At 70.1% G+C, this 17,670-nt stretch carries 17 protein-coding genes; 12 read left to right on the top strand and 5 right to left on the bottom strand.

The features are described from left to right. The first annotated feature begins 362 nt into the window (after window positions 1-362). The 11 genes from FCN18_RS33165 to pqqE all read left to right on the top strand — a co-directional run bounded on the left by FCN18_RS33165 (window position 363) and on the right by pqqE (window position 10,990). A complete protein-coding gene (locus FCN18_RS33165) occupies window positions 363-929 on the top strand; it encodes a Chromate resistance protein ChrB (RefSeq protein ID WP_113642799.1) in 567 nt (188 codons plus the stop codon). Beyond that, on the top strand, window positions 926-1,414 hold the full coding sequence (locus FCN18_RS33160; RefSeq protein WP_137096964.1) for a YkvA family protein: 489 nt from the start codon (window positions 926-928) through the stop codon (window positions 1,412-1,414). Before FCN18_RS33165 ends, FCN18_RS33160 begins: the two co-directional genes overlap by 4 nt. 295 nt (window positions 1,415-1,709) lie before the next feature. Beyond that, a complete protein-coding gene (locus FCN18_RS33155) occupies window positions 1,710-3,191 on the top strand; it encodes a DNA-binding protein (protein ID WP_228714252.1) in 1,482 nt (493 codons plus the stop codon). 37 nt (window positions 3,192-3,228) lie between these two features. After that, complete coding sequence (katG, locus tag FCN18_RS33150; protein WP_137096963.1) at window positions 3,229-5,478, top strand: catalase/peroxidase HPI; 2,250 nt, start codon at window positions 3,229-3,231, stop codon at window positions 5,476-5,478. 330 nt (window positions 5,479-5,808) lie between these two features. Further along, window positions 5,809-6,270, top strand: coding sequence for an MSMEG_3727 family PQQ-associated protein (locus FCN18_RS33145; protein ID WP_112273581.1), 462 nt, complete (start codon window positions 5,809-5,811; stop codon window positions 6,268-6,270). A 15-nt stretch (window positions 6,271-6,285) separates the two neighbouring features. Continuing rightward, on the top strand, window positions 6,286-7,986 hold the full coding sequence (locus tag FCN18_RS33140; RefSeq protein WP_137096962.1) for a PQQ-dependent dehydrogenase, methanol/ethanol family: 1,701 nt from the start codon (window positions 6,286-6,288) through the stop codon (window positions 7,984-7,986). 49 nt (window positions 7,987-8,035) lie between these two features. Next, a complete protein-coding gene (gene pqqA, locus FCN18_RS33135) occupies window positions 8,036-8,131 on the top strand; it encodes a pyrroloquinoline quinone precursor peptide PqqA (protein ID WP_112273585.1) in 96 nt (31 codons plus the stop codon). A 233-nt stretch (window positions 8,132-8,364) separates the two neighbouring features. Beyond that, complete coding sequence (locus FCN18_RS33130; RefSeq protein WP_228714251.1) at window positions 8,365-8,841, top strand: MBL fold metallo-hydrolase; 477 nt, start codon at window positions 8,365-8,367, stop codon at window positions 8,839-8,841. 4 nt (window positions 8,842-8,845) lie between these two features. Beyond that, on the top strand, window positions 8,846-9,559 hold the full coding sequence (gene pqqC / locus FCN18_RS33125) for a pyrroloquinoline-quinone synthase PqqC (RefSeq protein WP_137096961.1): 714 nt from the start codon (window positions 8,846-8,848) through the stop codon (window positions 9,557-9,559). A gap of 5 nt (window positions 9,560-9,564) precedes the next feature. Further along, the gene (gene pqqD, locus FCN18_RS33120; RefSeq protein WP_112274796.1) at window positions 9,565-9,873 is read left to right on the top strand and encodes a pyrroloquinoline quinone biosynthesis peptide chaperone PqqD; all 309 of its coding nucleotides are present in this window, start codon (window positions 9,565-9,567) and stop codon (window positions 9,871-9,873) included. Beyond that, the gene (gene pqqE, locus FCN18_RS33115; RefSeq protein ID WP_137096960.1) at window positions 9,866-10,990 is read left to right on the top strand and encodes a pyrroloquinoline quinone biosynthesis protein PqqE; all 1,125 of its coding nucleotides are present in this window, start codon (window positions 9,866-9,868) and stop codon (window positions 10,988-10,990) included. Before pqqD ends, pqqE begins: the two co-directional genes overlap by 8 nt. Here the strand turns inward: pqqE and FCN18_RS33110 are convergent. From FCN18_RS33110 to FCN18_RS33090, 5 genes are all read right to left on the bottom strand, one after another. Beyond that, the gene (locus tag FCN18_RS33110; protein ID WP_113642805.1) at window positions 10,950-11,489 is read right to left on the bottom strand and encodes a manganese efflux pump MntP; all 540 of its coding nucleotides are present in this window, start codon (window positions 11,487-11,489) and stop codon (window positions 10,950-10,952) included. The genes pqqE and FCN18_RS33110 overlap by 41 nt on opposite strands. Before the next feature lie 661 nt (window positions 11,490-12,150). Next, window positions 12,151-13,122, bottom strand: a complete 972-nt coding sequence (locus tag FCN18_RS33105; RefSeq protein ID WP_158303219.1) for an ABC transporter substrate-binding protein — start codon at window positions 13,120-13,122, stop codon at window positions 12,151-12,153. A 2-nt stretch (window positions 13,123-13,124) separates the two neighbouring features. After that, window positions 13,125-14,885 (bottom strand): ABC transporter ATP-binding protein, encoded by a 1,761-nt coding sequence (locus FCN18_RS33100; RefSeq protein WP_137096959.1) that lies wholly within the window; start codon window positions 14,883-14,885, stop codon window positions 13,125-13,127. After that, window positions 14,882-15,148, bottom strand: a complete 267-nt coding sequence (locus FCN18_RS33095; RefSeq protein ID WP_113642808.1) for a hypothetical protein — start codon at window positions 15,146-15,148, stop codon at window positions 14,882-14,884. The genes FCN18_RS33100 and FCN18_RS33095 overlap by 4 nt, the downstream gene beginning before the upstream one ends. Then, entirely contained in the window at window positions 15,145-16,950 is a 1,806-nt protein-coding gene (locus FCN18_RS33090) for an ABC transporter ATP-binding protein (RefSeq protein ID WP_112273597.1), read from the bottom strand. The genes FCN18_RS33095 and FCN18_RS33090 overlap by 4 nt, the downstream gene beginning before the upstream one ends. A gap of 165 nt (window positions 16,951-17,115) precedes the next feature. Here FCN18_RS33090 and FCN18_RS33085 point away from each other — a divergent pair, with 165 nt between their 5' ends. Further along, a complete protein-coding gene (locus FCN18_RS33085) occupies window positions 17,116-17,664 on the top strand; it encodes a TetR/AcrR family transcriptional regulator (protein ID WP_113642809.1) in 549 nt (182 codons plus the stop codon). Window positions 17,665-17,670 lie beyond the last annotated feature (6 nt).

Genomic DNA, 17,670 nt, shown 5'->3' with positions numbered 1-17,670 from the left:
CCGGACGACCCTCCCGCCAACGCACCACCACCTACGGCAGAACCCCCCTCCCCACCTGACCCGCGACACGTCGGCGAGAACACCCGTCGCGCGACAGCGGTTCGGGCCGGGTCCTCGACCCCACGACGGGCGATCGGCACCCCGATCCCGCGCTGAGTCACGCAACTGCGGCTCCGCGGGCAGCCCCGGCCCCTGTCGGCGGAAGCTCAACCGGCCGCCGTCGGGGCCGGCCCGGTCGCCCAGCCGTGGTTGCGGGACCGCCGCAGCCGCGCGGCGACGTCGACAGGTGCGAGAGCCAACATGCCGGGTTGTTACGGCTGTAACATGGCTGTGTGACCAGCAATGCCGGCAGGGAGTGGTTGATGATCAGCATCTCAACCGCTGGGGCTGCCGGCACGCTACGCGTGCGGGTGTGGCGCAAGCTGCGCTCACTCGGCGCGCTCTACCTGCAGCAATCGGTCTGCCTGCTGCCCGCCGACGACGAGGTGGTGCGGCAGGTCCGGCGGCTGGTCGACCGGGTCCGCCACCAGGGCGGCACCGCCCGCGTACTGCGAATGCGCTTCACCGAGCCCGCCGAGGAACAGGCCGTGGTCGCCGAGATGAATGCCGCCCGCGACGCCGAGTACGCCGAAGTCCTGGACCGCCTGCCCGCCCTGCGGCAGGAACTCGCGCAGGAGCGCGCTCGAGGCCGGGCAACCTACGCCGAGGTCGAGGAGTCCGAAGCCGACCTGGCACGCTTCCGCACCTGGCTGACCAAGATCGCCGCCAGGGACTACTTCGACGCGCCCGGCGGCCGGGCTGCCCGGGACGCGGTGGACGAGGCCGCCGCCGACCTGGCGGCGTTCGAGCAGGCAGCCTTCCAAGCAGAGGCACCTGACCCCGTTGCACGGCGAAGCCCGCGCCGGTTGCGGGCGGTGGCGGACTCGTGACCGGCTCGTTCTGGTGGGACCTCCTGATCAGCGTCGTCGCCACGCTCGTACTGGCCTGGCTGGCGTTGGGGATCGCACTGATGGTCTTGCGTCCGCGCGGAGGACTGTTGCGTGAGGCCGTGCGGGTGCTGCCTGATGTGCTGCGCCTGGTGCGCAGGCTGGCCGCGGACACCACTCTGCCCCGCGGAGTCCGGATCCGGCTCGGGCTGCTGCTGGCCTACCTCGCCATCCCCATCGATCTGGTCCCCGACTTCATCCCCGTCCTCGGCTACGCCGACGACGCCATCATCGCCACCGCCGTCCTCCGCTCGATGGTCCGCCGCGCCGGCCTCGACCCGGTTCGCGCGCACTGGCCCGGCACCGACGACGGCTTCACCGCCCTGACCCGGCTCCTCGGCCTGACCACACGCACCCACCCAGAAACCACCGAGCAGTCCGAGCACTGCCCACCTGCCTGCCGGCAGCACCAACGGCGTTCACGGTGACGCTCACGCACGGGCAAACCCTGTCGGCTCCGGTTGCGAGTCGGCGGCCGATGTCGGCACAACGCGGGCCCCGAGACCCGCTCGGCCCCGGTGAAACGTCCGCCGATCTCGTCCCGCAAGCGACATTCCGCATCCGCGACCCGGAGAGGGACGTGCGCGGCCGGCAACGGGTATCCAGGCCAAAGATGGTGTAGCGCTGCCGCGACTTCGGCCTACAGTGAGAAGTGCCGGTCTGTGACACAGCCTGGAACGAATGACAAGGCAGGAAGACGCGCGACGCGGTGTCCAGTCCGCTGTGGGCCCGGCCGCGACCAGCGGGGACCAGCGCGGACCACGGGCACGCCGTCGGGCGTTGGGGATGAACCAAGGGCGGTTCTCCACCATGAGGGATGCACATCGGCTTGAGCCCGTGGCTGCGAACCCGGGCAGCGGCACCGTGCTCGCGGCATGGGAACGGTTCGTGCAGGGCGAGGATCAAGTCCCGGCTGTCCGGCCCCTGGTGGCGATCTCCTGGCATCGCTGCCGAGAGCAGTACCGGGTCGACCCGCACCTCACAGCGGCTCCGATAGCCGTCGCGGAGCCCGACCGTACGCCCGAGCACGATGTCGTATTCGCTGAGCTGGGTTTTCGTGCCGCCTCCGTGGCGCATGAAATGGGCAACCTCGGTGGCGTCGTCACCGTCACCGATGCCACTGGCCGGATCCTGGCCGAGTGGGGTGACCAGGCCACCCTCGCCAGGGCCACCGACTCCAATCTGGCGCCCTGGTTCTGCTGGTCCGAGTGCGCGGCCGGCACCAACGGCATGGGCACGGCGCTCGAGGCGCACGGCCCGATATCGATCAGGGGACCGGAGCACTGGTGCCAGGCGTTCCACAACTGGGTCTGTGCGGGCGTCGCGGTGCGTGACGTGGTGACCAGGGAGCCGATCGCGGTACTGAACATCTCCTGCTGGCGCAGCCAGCTTCCCGCCGCCGCGGGAAGCTGGCTGGCGAACGCGGCCACCTTGACCCAATGCACGCTGAAGAAGCACGCCCGGGACAGCGGCGCGGAGTTGGTCGCCGCGTTCACCCAGGCCAGGGCCCACTCCACGGCGATGCTCGCCGCGCTGGACACCGCGGGCAAGGTGGTGATCGCCGACGACATGGCAAGTGTGCTCATGGGCGTCCCGGCCTCAACCCCGGCGGTCGACCCCACCCTGCGCTGGAACCCCGGACTGCCGGAACTGGTCGGAGCCGTCCGGTATGCCGTCCGGCAGGCAGCCCACAATCCCGACTGGGTCGGCTCGACGCAGATCTTCACCCATCTCGCCGATGAGCCGACCTCGATCAGCATCCGCCCCGTCTTCAGTTCCGGCCGCCTGATCGGGAACCTGGTCTCGTTCGGCGCCTCCGACGGGGCGCCGTTGCCCCAGGCGGAAGCGTCCGCATCCCCTCGTGCGCAGCCGCGCCGACTGGTCGCGACGCGCGACAACCGGATGGTGCTGCTCCGGCTACCGGAGGTCGCCTTCGCCGAATCGGAAGGAAACGACGTGTTGCTCGCCACCGACCAGGGGCGATTGAGAGCCGCCTCCCCTGGCCTGGACAAGCTCGACGGTGAGCTGGCGGATGCCGGCTTCCTGCGGGTGCACCGACGGTATGTGGTCAACCTCAGCCGCATCCGCGAGGTCGAACGCGGGCGCAAGGGCGAGTTGTCCCTGGTCATGGACGACCGGACGAACACGATGGTGCCGGTGTCCCGGCGGAACGCGCCGGCCGTGCGTCGCGCGCTGGAAATCTGAGTTCCCCAGCACAATCTCTGTTCTCGGAAGGATTCCCGTGTCTGACAGCCCGGACGCCTCGGACAGCACCGTCGGCGAGAGCAACAGCGGGAACGCGGCCGGCCTCGGCCTCTCCGTCCCGGCCGGGCGCCGCGGTCACCCGACTGGCGGCGCGAGCAGCCGCGACTGGTGGCCGAACCGGCTCAATCTGACGATCCTCCGGAAACACCCCGCCGCGGGCGACCCCATGGGCGAGGACTTCGACTACGCCGCGGAGTTCCGGACGCTCGACCTCGACGCACTGGCGAGGGATGTCGACGAGGTGCTGACGACCTCGCAGGAGTGGTGGCCCGCCGACTTCGGCCACTACGGGCCGCTTGTGATCCGGATGGTGTGGCACAGCGCGGGCACGTACCGCGTCGACGACGGCCGCGGGGGCGCGGGCGCCGGCATGCAGCGCTTCGCGCCGCTGAACAGCTGGCCCGACAATCGCAACCTGGACAAGGCGCGCCGTCTGCTCTGGCCGGTCAAGAAGAAGTACGGCCGCAAGATTTCCTGGGCCGACCTGATGATCTTCGCGGGCAACCGCGCGCTGGAGACGATGGGCTTCAAGACCTTCGGCTTCGCCGGCGGCCGCACGGACGTCTGGGAGCCCGGCGAGGACGTCTACTGGGGCCACGAGCGCGCCTGGCTCGGCGACGAACGCCACAGCGGAGTGCGGGAGCTGGAGAATCCTCTGGCCGCCGTACAGATGGGCCTCATCTACGTCAACCCGGAGGGCCCGAACACCGTCCCGGACCCGCTCGCGGCGGCCCGGGACATCCGCGAGACGTTCCGGCGCATGGGGATGAACGACGAGGAGACCGTCGCGCTGATCGCGGGAGGGCACACGTTCGGCAAGACCCACGGCGCGGCCGACCCGGAACGCCACCTCGGCCCCGAACCCGAGGGCGCGCCGATCGAGGAGCAGGGCCTGGGCTGGAAGAGCAGCTACGGCACCGGAAAGGGAACCGACACCATCTCCAGCGGACTCGAGGGTACGTGGACGCCCACGCCGACGAGGTGGGACAACAGCTTCTTCGAGACCCTGTTCGGCTACGAATGGGACCTCGAGCTGAGCCCCGCCGGCCTGTGGCAGTGGATTCCGAGAGACGGCGGCGGGGCCGGCACCGTCCCGGACGCCCACGACCCGTCGAAGACGCACGCCCCGACGATTCTGACCACAGACCTCGCGCTGCGATTCGACCCGGTCTACGAACCGATCTCGCGGCGCTTCCTGGAGAACCCGGACCTGCTGGCGGACGCGTTCGCGCGGGTCTGGTTCAAGCTGACGCACCTGGACATGGGCCCGATCCAGCGCTACCTCGGCGCGCTGGTCCCGAAGGAGCGGCTGCTCTGGCAGGATCCGATCCCCGCCGTCGACCACGAGCTGGTGGACGACACGGACGTCGGCGCGCTCAAGGCCAGGATCCTCGACTCCGGGCTGCCGGCCGCCCAGCTCGTGTCCACGGCGTGGGCGTCGGCTTCGACGTTCCGCGTCAGCGACAAGCGCGGCGGAGCCAACGGAGCGCGCATCCGCCTCGAGCCGCAGCGCCGCTGGGAGGTCAACGAGCCGGACACGCTCGCGCAGGTGCTGCGCACCCTGGAAAAGATCCAGGAGTCCTTCAACGGCGCTCAGACCGGGGGCAAGAAGATCTCGCTGGCCGACGTCATCGTGCTCGGCGGATGTGCCGCGGTCGAGCAGGCCGCCACGGCCGCCGGCTACCACGTCGAGGTCCCCTTCACCCCGGGACGCATGGACGCGTCCCAGGAGTGGACCGACGTGGAGTCCTTCGCGCCGCTCGAGCCGACCGCGGACGGGTTCCGCAACTACCGGGCAAAGGGCGACCGGCTGCCGGCGGAGCACCGGCTGGTCGACCGGGCGAACCTGCTGACCCTGAGCGCGCCCGAGATGACCGTCCTGGTGGGGGGCCTGCGCGTGCTGGGCGCGAACTACGGGCGGTCCCGGCTGGGTGTGCTCACCTCGACCCCCGGGTTACTGACCAACGACTTCTTCGTGAACCTGCTCGACATGGGCATCGAGTGGTCGCCGGTGGCTGAGGACGCTGAGACGTTCGAGGGCCGCGACCGGCGCATCGGTGAGGTCAAGTGGACCGCCAGCCGCGTCGACCTCGTGTTCGGCTCGAACTCCGAGCTGAGAGCGCTGGCCGAGGTGTACGCGAGCGACGACGCCGAGGAGAAGTTCGTGCACGACTTCGTGGCCGCGTGGGACAAGGTCATGAACCTCGACCGGTACGACATGGCCTGATCCCTCGTAACGGCGGGAAATCGGGTACGAACGGTACCTGGTGGCGGGCGAACGGCATGGCCCGCCCGACTTGGCGCTTGCCCTTGTCGGTGCGATTCACCCGGCGTAGAGTTTTGCTTGATTGGTGATTTTGCAATTCAGGAATAAGACCACGCAATTGGTTTCGATGTGATGGTTCTCATGCAATCACAATCATATTCGCGCCTTCAAGTCTGCTACCGCCGGCAGCACCGGCGAATCCGGGGATTCGGTCAGCCGACCCATTGCCATGTCGCACCGCGTGCTTCCTGTGCCAAGCAGATACAGGATTGGATGAGGAGGTGACGCCCGATGACGACCGCGCAGGACCGAGCCGGTCTACTGGACGAGCTCGGGTTGGACGCGCAGAACAAGGCGGCATTGGGTCAGGTTCTTGGGACCGGAACCATTGGGCAGGCTACGGAGAGGGCCGATGGCCGAATGGAGGCGACAATCCGGATCCGGCCCGATGAGATCAGCTGGGATCCCTCGATTCTGGTCATGCCCCACGGGGGTGATATCGAGCTCGAACTCATCAATGACGACCTGAACACGCACTGCGCGCTCCTGCCGAGCAATGGGGACAGAAAATTCATTTGGCTGGTGAATCATTCGCGAGGAAGGGCGAAGCTCAACCTCGACGGCCCTGGCTACTACTGGTTCAGCTCACCCACGGGCAACGACGAAGGCCGGGGACTGACCGGCGCCATCGTGGTGCTGGGAGACGTTCCACCGGAGGCTCGCCTCGACCGTCCCGACCAGCCGCGGCCCTAGATTGGAGGACGCACGATGACCGTCGAATATGTGGACGCGGGCGAGGCCATCGACCAGGGAAACCTGAGCGGCAAGGTCCCAGGGGGAGACGTCGCGCCGCCGGTGGTTCGCGGGGTCAACTACGAGCGCATTCTGAACGCTCGGTCGGAACCCCAGAACTGGCTCACCTATTACGGCGCCTACAACGGACAGCGGTACAGCCCGCTGGACCAGATCAACACGGAGAACGTCAAGCGCATCGGTCCCGCCTGGGTCTTCCAGGCCGGCACGACCGGGATGATCGCGGGCGCGTCGACCTACTCGTTCGAGGCCGCCCCGATCGTCGTCGACGGGATCATGTTCCTCGCAGGCTGGGACGGCTGGGTCTGGGCTCTCGACGCGAAGACGGGTGTCGAGATCTGGCGGTACAAGCACGCGGTCCCCTTCGACGTGTCGCTGTGCTGCGGGAACGTGAACCGCGGCGTCGCCGTGGCAGCGGGGAAGGTTTTCGTCGTCACGGCGAATGCCCATGTGCTCGCGCTCGACGCCACCACCGGCAAGCGGGTCTGGGACAAGACCTACGGGGACGTGCGGGCCGGAGAGAGCGCCACGGTCGCGCCGCTGGTCGTGAAGGACAAGGTGATCGTCGGGAGCTCCGGCGGGGAGTTCGGCGTTCGCGGTCACCTGGACGCGTTCAACCTCGAGACCGGTGAGTACCAGTGGCGTTGCTACATGGTCCCGAAGCCCGGAGAGCCCGGGGCCGACACCTGGCCCGCCGATGGCGAGGCCTGGGCGCGTGGTGGCGCGAACTGCTGGATCACCGCGACCTTCGACCCGGAGACCAACCTGCTGTACGTGGGCACCGGAAACCCGGCGCCCGACTTCGACGGAGGAGTCCGCGAGGGCGACAACCTGTACACCGACAGCATCGTCGCCGTCGACGTCGACGGCGGCCAGATCCGCTGGCACTACCAGTGCACCCCACACGACGTGTGGGACTACGACAGCATCGGCGAGTGCATCCTGTTCGAGTCGGACGGGCGCAAGCTCCTCGGACACTTCGACAAGAACGGCTACTTCTTCGTCCTGGATCGCACGAACGGCGCGTTGGTCCAGATCACCCCCTTCGTGGACCGGATCACCTGGGGGGCGATCACGAGGGACGGCCAGGTGACGGCCAAGGTGTACCCCGACGAGGAGGGGGTGCCGGTCCACTTCTACCCGGGGCCGGCCGGCGCCAAGGAATGGACCCATGCCGCCTACAGTCCCAAGACCGGGCTCTTCTACGTCCCGGTCCAAGATGTCGGGGCCACCGCCACCCGGCGACGCCGGGAGTTCAGGGAGAGCATCCCCTACTGGGGCGCCGGCGTTCAGGTGGATATCGAGGAGATGACAGGAAGCATCAGCGCGTTCGACGCCGCAGGCGACGAGCGTTGGCGCTGGCGCAACGAGCTTCCGATGTGCGCCTCGGTGCTTGCCACCGGGGGCGACCTGGTGTTCGCCGGTGAACCGACCGGGGAGTTCAACGCGCTCGACGCCCGGACCGGGGAGCTGCTCTGGCAGTTCCAGTGCGGAAGCGGCCACCACAGCAACCCGACGACCTACATGGTCGACGGCAGGCAGTACGTCGCCGTGCCGGTCGGATGGGGCGCTTGGTCCGAGGGATTCCTCCCCGGCATGCTCGGCGCCGGCCACGGAAGCGCGCTGATCACGTTCGCCCTCCCGGAAACGTCGTAGCGTCGTGAGACCACCTGCCGGAGCCGTCTGGCAGAGAGGAGGTGGATCCATGGAGTCTGAGCTCGCTGTGTGGGAGACGCCCGAGTTCGATGAGATCGGAGTCGCGCCCGAAGTGACCATGTACGTCGCTCAGCTGGAGGACTAACGGGACGTGGGGCGGCGCTGGACCCCCGGGTCCCGCGCCCTCCCGACGGCTCGGACGACCACGGACGGCGACCACGGACGGAGTGTCATGGTGTTGCCGCGAGTGCCGGGCTCGGCGGCCGGAGGCGGCTCCCCGCAGTGGAACCGCGGCTGCCGGGTGTGCGCCGCTGTCCGTCCCGGGGCCGGCCTCGCGCACACCCAGTCGTCGGTTGCGGTCAGCGCCGACTACCGGCGTTGGCTCCTGATCAGCGGGCGGTGGCCCCCGGCGCCGAGATGGCCTTTGCCGACGGGCTGACCTGCCGGGCGTTCGACGTGCCCAGCGTGGTCCACGGACGCGTCGCCGGTCACCGGCTGACCGACGGGCGCGGTGGGGGGACGCTGGTGTACCTGCCGGTCGTGCAGGCAGTCACACCGGTGCTGCGGATGGAGATCCAGGGCTGCCAATGCCTGCTGATCGACGGGTCCTGCTGGCGCGACGACGAGCTGGTACGGCTCGGCCTGGCAGGCAAGACGGCCCGGGAGATGGGGCATCTGCCCATCGACGGGCGGGACGGCAGCCTGGCGCAGCTGCCCTCGCTCGCCGTAGGGCGGACGATCTTCGTGCACATGAACAACACCAACCCGATCCTGCTGGAGGACTCGCCCGAGCGGCGCGTCGTGGAGGACAGCGGCATGCAGGTGGCCATGGACGGCCTCGAGGTCGAGGTGTAGGGCAATGCCGACGACAACCGGGACAACCGCGACCGCGAGCACCGGCGCGGACGGCTTCGTCGGCACGTTGCGGGCCCACTCCCGGCGCTACCACGACCAGCACCCGTTCCACGTACGGATGAACACCGGCCGGCTGAGCCGCGGGCAGATCCAGGGCTGGGTGGCCAACCGCTTCTACTACCAGGAGAACATCCCCCGCAAGGACGCGGCGATCCTCTCCAACTGCCCCGACCCGGAGGTCCGCCGCCGCTGGCTCCGGCGGATCGTCGACCACGACGGCACTGCCACCGGCGAGGGCGGCATCGAGGCGTGGCTGCGCCTCGGCGAGGCCGCCGGGCTGACCCGCGAAGAGGTCCGGGACCACCGGCACCTGGTCCCCGGGGTGCGGTTCGCGGTCGACGTCTACGTGAACTTCGCCCGGACCCGCCCATGGGTGGAGGCGGTGGCCTCCTCACTCACGGAGCTGTTTGCTCCCGACCTGATGGCGCAGCGCCTGGCCGCGTTCGAGCGGTGGTACTCCTGGATCGACCCGGAGGGTCTCGCCTATTTCCGCGCCCGCCTCGAGCAGGCCCCCCGAGACTGCGAGCACGCCCTCGAGGTGGTCACCGCGTCCTGCCGGTCAGCCGAGTCCCAGGCGCGCGCCGTCGACGCGCTGTCGTTCAAGTGCGACGTCCTGTGGAGCCTGATGGACGCCATCGACCAGGCATACCCGGAGTGACCGCGATGTACCCGAGCACAGCCGGAACCGACCCCGGCGGCGGATTGTCCACTTCGGACACGCCTCGGTTGGCACGCCACGTCCGGCTGACCTTCTGCCGGACCAGGCAGCGTCCCATCCTGCAACTCCCCGAGACGGTGGTGGTTCTGAACGGCAGCGGCGCGGACATCCTCGAGCTGTGCGATGGGCGGCACACCGTGGCTGAGATCGTCGCCGAGCTCGGCGCGCGATATCAGACCGTCCCCGGCGACGAGGTGCGGCAGTTCCTGACCCGGCTCGTCGCCCGGCGCTGCGTGGAGCTCGCAGATGGATAGCCCCTTCGGGTTGCTCGCCGAGCTCACCTACCGTTGCCCGCTGGCCTGCGCGTACTGCTCCAACCCGCTGAACATGGCCGACTACTCCGCCGAGCTGGCCACTGACGAGTGGCGGCGGGTGCTGGCCGAGGCCGGCGACCTGGGGGTCCTGCAGTGCCACCTGTCCGGCGGGGAGCCGCTGCTGCGGCGCGACCTGGCGGAGATCGTGGCGGAAGCCCACGACCTTGGCCTCTACACCAACCTGGTGACCAGCGCCGTCGGGCTCTCGCGTCCGAGGGCCGAGCAGCTGCGGGCAGCCGGCCTGGACCACGTGCAGATCAGCATCCAGGCCGACGAGCCGGCCATCTCCGACCGGATCGCCGGGACGCCGTCGTGGAGGCGCAAGATCGAGGCGATGGGCGTGGTCAAGGAGCTGGGCTGGCCGCTCACCGTGAACGTGGTGCTGCACCGGAACAACATCGACCGCGTCGCCGGTGTGCTCGAGCTGGCGGAGGAGGTGGGCGCCGACCGGGTGGAGCTGGCCAACACCCAGTACTACGGCTGGGCCCTGCGGAACCGTGACGCGCTCCTGCCGAGCCGGGCCCAGCTGCGGGCCGCCGAGGTCGTCGTGCGGGCCGCCCGCGAGCGGTTGCGGAACCGCATGGACGTCATCTACGTCCTCCCCGACTACTACAGCCGCTACCCGAAGCCCTGCATGGGCGGCTGGGCCTCCCGGCAGCTGACCGTGACGCCGAACGGAGACGTCCTGCCCTGCCCGGCCGCACAGTCCCTGCCGTTGCCGCGGGCCAGTGTGCGGGAGGACACGCTGGAGCGGATCTGGGCCGAATCCCCGGTGATGACCGCGTTCCGGGGGACGGACTGGATGCCGAATCCCTGCCGGAGCTGTGACCGGCGGGAGCTGGACTTCGGCGGGTGCCGCTGCCAGGCGTTCCAGCTCACCGGTGACGCCGCCCGCACCGACCCGGTCTGCCACCTCTCGCCCGACCACGGCCTGGTCGCCAAGGCCGTTGAGGCAGCCAACGCCGACTCGCGGGCCGACGCGCTTCCGCTGATCCCCCGGCCGCACGGGGTTCGCCCTAGCCCCCGAACACCAACGGCAGCGCCACGGCGGCGATGATCAGGGTGACCCCGCTCACCAGGTCCGAGCGAATCCGGATGAGGCGAGCCGCTGCCTGCCCCAGCCGCAGTCCGACCAGCGACAACACCGCCGTCATGATGCCGAAGACAGCGGCGGAGAACCACGGCGAGAACCCGAGAATCCCCAGGCTTGCCCCGGCGAAAAGGTTGTCCAGGCTCAGCATGAACGGGATGCCGAACAGCGCCCACGGGTGGTCCAGCTCGTCCGGCTCGGGGTTCCGGAGGGCCGAGATCACGAGGTACAGGCCGTACGCGCCGAGCGCGGCCGCGCCCACCCATTCTGCGACGTCCCCGATGGATTCCCCGATCTTGTTGCCGATCAACAGCCCGACCAGCGGCATGATCGCGTCCCACAGCCCGAAGGTCAGCGCGACCTGCACCGCGCGCTTCAGACCGAATGGGACGGTACCGAGCGCGATCGAGACTCGAAAATTGTCGAGACTGAGTACAAAACCGAGGACCAGCACTTCCCAGATCATGGCGAGGCCACTGCCCGATGACGACCGACGCCGGCGGGGACGACTGTGTCTCGGCTACCATCCGCCATGGTTGGAGATAATATCTCAGGCGGTACGTGAAATGAACCCGGGTGAGCCGATTTCCGGCAGTTTCCCGGCGCCGCGCCTCCGACAGCGGACGCAGGCCCGCCAAGTCTCCTGACGAGCGCATTCGCAGCGCCGCCGCGGGCTCGCCGCGCACGAACCGGCGGCCCGGACAATGGAGTCGCGAAAATCTCACCCCTGTCATTCTGATTTTTCGAACATTCAAAAACAGGGGTGCCGCGAGCCCATAGCAGGAAGTTGTTCGGAACGGTTCCGGGCGTTGCTCAAGAACGTGTTCTCCAACGGATTCGCTAGCAATTCCACACCTGCCCGGACAGGCACGAAGATTCCATCCGTTGGATCCCGGCCCGGCCGTGGCGTCCGGGTTCTCTGCCACCAGGAGGTTCTGCGTCAGCCGGGCAGGCCCGGCGAGCGGGATCAGTCTAGTGCCTCACCAGGCGGTGGAAGGCCCTCGCGGACGGACCGTGCTTGGGCCTTCCACCAACGCATGCCCGGGCGCGGGTGTCCCGCACCAGCCGAGCGCCGCGCGGCCCCCCCGCAGCCGGCAATGGCGTTTGTCAGACGCGGCATAGCTGACCTAGCCGTCGAGCCTCGACCACAGCCGGCCGGCTTCGGCCGCGGTCGCGGTCTTCCCGTCGCCGAACAGGATCGCCTCCAGGTCGTGGAGCATCCACACCAGGTTCAGCGTGCCCGAGCCGTACCACGCGCCGAAATCCACCGGGGCGGTCACCGCGCGGCTCGTGTCGAGCAGCGGCGAGTCGCCGGCCACGAGGTCCCCGCCGATCGAGCCCACGAGCGAGAGGACGATGTCCGCGGTGTGCTCGGCCAGCCGTTCCCGCGAGACCATGTCGTAGCCCCACTCGCCGCCCTTGTCACGTTGGGCCTGCGGCCGGGTGAACCCCAGCTGCGCCAGCAGGCTGCCCAGCGCCCGTCCGCTGCCGTACACACACGCCTGGTCGCCGCAGTCGGACAGCACTGAGACCGACGCCCCGGCGTGTTCGGACGCGGCGATCCGCCCGGCGGTGTCGCGGACCTGGGCCATCAGCCGTCCGGTGAGCGCGTCGGCCTGCTCGCCGTGCCCGGTGACGGCGCCCAGCAACGCGAGCTGCTCCTGCCACGGCAGGTTGTCGTCGGTGAGAAGCACCGGGGCGATCTGCTCGAGCTGGGCGCGCTGCTCGTGGTGGGCGGGGAAGTCGACGCCCACGATCAGCGCGGGCTCGGCGCTGGCGACGAGCTCGGGCCGCTGCGGTGGGACGAGCTCGACGCCGGCCTCCTCCAGCAGCGCGTAGGAGGCTGTCACGATCTCATCGCCGGAGTAGGCGTTTCGCGCCGCGTGCGTCGGCCTGACACCGAGCGAGAGCAGGTGCAGTGCGCTCGCCTCGTCCAGCGCCCAGATCCCGGTGTCGGTGACGGGCAGCGTCACCTCGCCCACGGCGGAGCGCACGGTGACCTCCGGTCCGCCTGGCTGCCGCGGCGCGGCGTCGCCCGGCCCGCAGGCCGTGACGGCGAGCAGCGTCACGGCCGCGAGCCCGCGGAATGCGGTCCGCACCCTCAGCCCACCTCCGTCGCGCTCTCGCGGTCGAGGCGCCAGGAACGGGCATGGTCGTACTGGTCGTAGAGCCGGGCGAAGAGTCCACCCGTGGCCCGTAGCCCCGCAGGAGTGCCCGCCTCGGCAACGTGTCCGTTGTGGAGGGTGAGCACGTGATCGGCGGCGTCGAGGGTGGCGGGGCGGTGGGCGATGACGAGCACGGTGCGCCCCCGGTCGGCGGCCAGCCTTGCGATGGCCTGGCTTACGGCGCGCTCGTTCTCGGGGTCCAGCGCGGACGCGGCCTCGTCGATGAGCACGATGCGGGCCTGCTTGAGGAACGCGCGGGCGATGGAGACGCGCTGGCGCTCGCCACCGGAGAGCCGCGATCCGCCCTCGCCGACTCGGGTGTGCCAGCCTTCGGGCAGCCGCTCGACTACCTCGTCGAGACGGGCCGCGCGCGCCGCCTCGGCCAGCTCGGCGTCGGTGGCGTCGGGCTTGGCGAGCCGCAGGTTCTCCTCGATCGTGTCGTCGAAGAGGTAAACGTCCTGGAACACCACGGCAATGCTGTCCAGCAGTGTCCGCTGATCCAGCTCACGCACGTCGACGCCGCCGATGCGGATCGAGCCCTCCTGGGGATCGAAGAACCGGGCGATCAGCCGGGTCACCGTGGTCTTGCCCGATCCGGAAGGCCCGACGATCGCGGTCGTGCTGCCCGGCGCGCACGTGAACGACACGCCCGCGAGCGCGGGTGTGCTGCCGCCGGGATAGGTGAAGGTGACGCCGGACAGCTCCACCGACGTGCCGGGCAGCTCGGTCACCGGCCGGTCGGCCTCGGGCAATGGGGGTGTCGCGAGCAGCGCCCGGACCCTGCCGACAGCGTTGTCCATGGCGTGCAGGGCGCCGATCAGCTCCACCAGGTTGCCGAGCGGCTCGAGGAACCGGACGGCCAGCACCAGCAGTGCCACCACCTCGGCCACCCCGAGCGTGCCGTCGAGCAGCAACAGCGCACTGACGACGAGGATCGCGACGAACCCCGCCATGATGACGCCGGTGTAGGTGAGGTCGGGAGCCATGGAGCGCCGGAGCCCGCGCCGGTAGACGGTGCGGTGTTCGTCGAGTGCCTCGCGCATCCGCGCCGTGCCGGTGGAGCTCTGGCCTGCGGCTCGGAGCACCGGCTGGGCCTGCCCCAGCTCGATCGCGCGGCCCGCGATGTCCGCGGCTGCCTGCTCCAGTTCGACGTCGGCGATCGAGGCGATGCGGCCGGCCCTGCGCAGTGCCAGCAACGCGACGGGCATGATCACGGCGAACAGCAGCGCGACGCGCCAGTCCACCGCGACCGTGACACCGATGATCGTCAGCGGCGTGAGCGTCGCGGTGATGGCGGGCCCGCCGATGCTCACCGCGAGGTTGCCGATGTTGGCGGCGTCGGCGGTGGTGGCGCGGGCGAGGCGGGCCTTGTGCTCGGGCGTGAACCAGCCCAGTGGCAGGGACGCCGAGTGGTCGATCAGCCTGCGCCGCAGCTGCCCGGCGAGATCGGAGCTGGCGGCGAACCCGACCGGGGTGGCGATCACCGTCAGCACGCCGTAGACCACGAGCCCGGCCGCGGCGGCGACCAGCCACGGCGCCGCCGCACCGAAGTCGGGCTCGGGCCGCAGCAGGGCACGCAGGATCGGGATGAGGGAGCCGAGCAGCAGGCCCTGCAGCACGGCTTGTACCGCGGTGAGGGCGCCGAGGCGCAGCAGCAGCCCGGGCTGCGGGACGAGGCGGTGGAGGTGCCGGATCACGCGGTGACCCCCGCCCAGGCGCGCCGCAGGCCGGCGTAGACGCCGCCGGCGGCGACGAGGTCGGCCGCGGAGCCGGTCTCGACCACGCGCCCCTCCCGCAGCACGACGACCGTGTCGCCGCGCCCGCAGACGAAGGTCGCGACGGTGAGCCCGGAGTTGAGCCGGTCCAGCACCGACTCCGGTGCGGTGTCCGTGCACTGCAGCGCGGCGAGCGATGCGCCGGGAAGGCGCGGGAGAATCGCGAAAGGCCGATGGTAGGTCATGCCGGGTCTCCGTTCTGCTGGGCGGCCCACATGCGGGCGTAGCGGCCGCCGGCTTCGATGAGGTCGTGGTGGGTGCCGCGTTCGACCAGCCGTCCGTCCTCGAGGACGAGGATCTGGTCTGCTCCGGCAATGGTGTGCAGGCGGTGGGCGATCACGATCACCGTCTTGCCCGCGATCAAGCGCGACAGTGCACTGTGGACGGCTGTCTCGCTGTCCGGGTCGAGCGAGGCCGTCGCCTCGTCAAGCACGACGATCGGCGCTCGCGACAGGATCGCCCTCGCGATGGTGAGCCGCTGGCGCTCGCCGCCGGAAAGGCCGCCTCCGTCGCCGAGCACGGTGTTGTAGCCGTCCGGCAGCCTCTCGATGACATCGTGGATCTGCGCCGCCCGTGCGGCGGCGCGCACCTCGTCGTCAGTCGCGCCGGGGTTGCCGATGCGGAGGTTCTCGGTCACGGTGTCACGCAGCAGCATGACGTCCTGGAACACCAGCGACATCGACGACAGCAGCGTGGACGCCGCCATGTCCCGCACGTCCACGCCGCCGAGGCGGATGGCGCCGCCGGTGACGTCGTAGAAGCGCGGGATCAGGCTGGCCATCGTGGACTTTCCCGCGCCGGAGGGGCCCACCAGCGCGGTGATGGTTCCGGGCTCGCACACCGCGCTCACGTCGCGGACGGCGTCGGTGTGGCCGTCGTAGGAGAACGTGACGCGGTCCAGCTCGAGTCGGGAGCCCTCCGGGCTGAGTGGCCGGGACGGCTCGGGCAGTGGCTCCATCCCGAGCAGTGCCTCGATGTTCTGCGCGCAGACCCGGCCCTTGCGCAGTGTCTGCGTGCCGTGGATTGCCGGGTTGATCGACGTCGGCAGGCCGATCCCGACGACGAGAAACGGCAGCAGCTCGGTCATCGACAGCTGCCCGGCGTGCACGAGCGCCAATCCCGCAGCGCCGAGAATGCCGAGCAGGGCCATCTCCGAGGCCAGCAGGCGCGAGGCCGCCGTGCTGTAGCGGGTCTCGTCCGCCCACGCGGCCAGCGCCGCCGCCTGTTCGCGGACGGCCTCGCCGAAGCGCTCCAGCACACGTCCTCCGGTGCCGAACGCCTTGACCACGCCGATACCGTCGGCGTACTCGACACTCGCGGCGCTGATTCTCGACTCGGCCGCGAGGAGCCGGTTCATGTGCAGCGTCATCGACCGCATCGCGATCCGGTAGCTGATACCGAGCAGCGCGAGCGATCCCGCGGTCACCAGTGTCATCACCGGGTTCACGGAGGCGAGGTAGAACAGTCCGAGCGCGACCGCGGTGGTGGCGCCGACCAGTTCGCCCAGCGCGTGCGCGATGAGCTGGTGCATCTCCTCGAGGTCGTTGGTCATCCGTTTCTTGACCGAGGCCGAGCCGTTGGCGCGGAACCAGCCGAGGGGCAGCGAGCCGAGGTGGCGCACCATCCGCACGCGCAGATCGTGCAGGGTGCGAGCGTCGGCGTAGTGCCCGAGCCGCGAGCTGGCGAACACGAGCACCAGACGAAGGCCCGCGCCGGCGGCGCCCAGGGCCACCCAGCCCCAGATCGCGCTCGGGGAGTAGCCGCCCGCGAGGGCCAGCGTGGCGATCTCGGCGACGGCGACGTAGGGCACGAAACCGGCGGCGGTCGCCAGCGCGGAGAGCACGGCGCACCCCACCAGGTGGGCTCGCACGGGCGCAAGCAGCCGGGCGAGCGCGCCCGTGCGCGCCAGGCCCGCGGCCGCGGCCGACGGTCTCTCGGTCGCCGGCTCCGGTTTGGGGGTAGTGGGCCGGGAGTCGGTGATGGTCATGGTCCTCCGCGGGTTCGTGGTCGCAATGAGCGAGACTGACAGTCGACTGACCGTCAGTCAGTCACTGTATGAGGTAAGGCTGCCCTATGCAAGGCCGGGGCGGCGCGCGGCCGGCGCGCGGCTGTCCGGCCGCGGGTAGCCTGTGCCTCGGTCGAAGGGAGTGCGGTGACGCGAACGAAACCTGCCGAGCAGCGGCGCAGTGAGCTGCTCGACGCGGCGGAGGCCCTGCTGCAGCGCGATGGCGCCGACGCGTTCACCGTCGACGACGTCACCTCGGGCGCCGGTGTCGCCAAGGGCACGTTCTATCTGCACTTCAGCAACAAATCCGAGCTGCTTCAGGCACTGCGCGAACGCTTCGTGCGCCGCTTCGCCGACGCGCAGCTGGCCGCCGCGCGGCAGGCGAGCGGGGTCGAGAGCGTCGAGCGGTGGATGCGCGCGGGCGTCACCGAGTACCTGCGGGAGCTGAGCCTGCACGACCTGCTGTTCCACCCGACGAGCGGGATCGAGCGGGACGCGCCCAATGCCGCGGTGGACGCGCTGGCCGAGCTGCTCGGCCGGCTCGACCCACCCGTGCCCGATCCGCCGGTGACCGCGGTGATCCTCTACTCGGCCATGCACGGCGCCACGGACCACGTGGTCCATACGCCAGCGGACGAACAGCGCGTGCTCGACGGGCTCACCCGGCTCTGCCGCGCCCTGATTCCCGCGCGCTGACCGTCA

Origin of the sequence: Prauserella endophytica (genome assembly GCF_005146945.1) — a bacterium.
Classification (GTDB): domain Bacteria; phylum Actinomycetota; class Actinomycetes; order Mycobacteriales; family Pseudonocardiaceae; genus Prauserella_A; species Prauserella_A endophytica.
This window is presented reverse-complemented; position numbering and strand designations above follow the sequence as displayed.

Excerpts from the sequence above, each read along its gene's own strand:
- FCN18_RS33165 (WP_113642799.1), top strand. The coding sequence starts at position 363 with ATGATCAGCATCTCAACCGCTGGGGCTGCCGGCACGCTACGCGTGCGG.
- FCN18_RS33145 (WP_112273581.1), top strand. The coding sequence starts at position 5,809 with ATGACGACCGCGCAGGACCGAGCCGGTCTACTGGACGAGCTCGGGTTG.
- FCN18_RS33140 (WP_137096962.1), top strand. The coding sequence starts at position 6,286 with ATGACCGTCGAATATGTGGACGCGGGCGAGGCCATCGACCAGGGAAAC.
- pqqA (WP_112273585.1), top strand. The coding sequence starts at position 8,036 with ATGGAGTCTGAGCTCGCTGTGTGGGAGACGCCCGAGTTCGATGAGATC.
- pqqC (WP_137096961.1), top strand. The coding sequence starts at position 8,846 with ATGCCGACGACAACCGGGACAACCGCGACCGCGAGCACCGGCGCGGAC.
- pqqD (WP_112274796.1), top strand. The coding sequence starts at position 9,565 with ATGTACCCGAGCACAGCCGGAACCGACCCCGGCGGCGGATTGTCCACT.
- pqqE (WP_137096960.1), top strand. The coding sequence starts at position 9,866 with ATGGATAGCCCCTTCGGGTTGCTCGCCGAGCTCACCTACCGTTGCCCG.
- FCN18_RS33110 (WP_113642805.1), bottom strand. The coding sequence starts at position 11,489 with ATGATCTGGGAAGTGCTGGTCCTCGGTTTTGTACTCAGTCTCGACAAT.
- FCN18_RS33095 (WP_113642808.1), bottom strand. The coding sequence starts at position 15,148 with ATGACCTACCATCGGCCTTTCGCGATTCTCCCGCGCCTTCCCGGCGCA.
- FCN18_RS33090 (WP_112273597.1), bottom strand. The coding sequence starts at position 16,950 with ATGACCATCACCGACTCCCGGCCCACTACCCCCAAACCGGAGCCGGCG.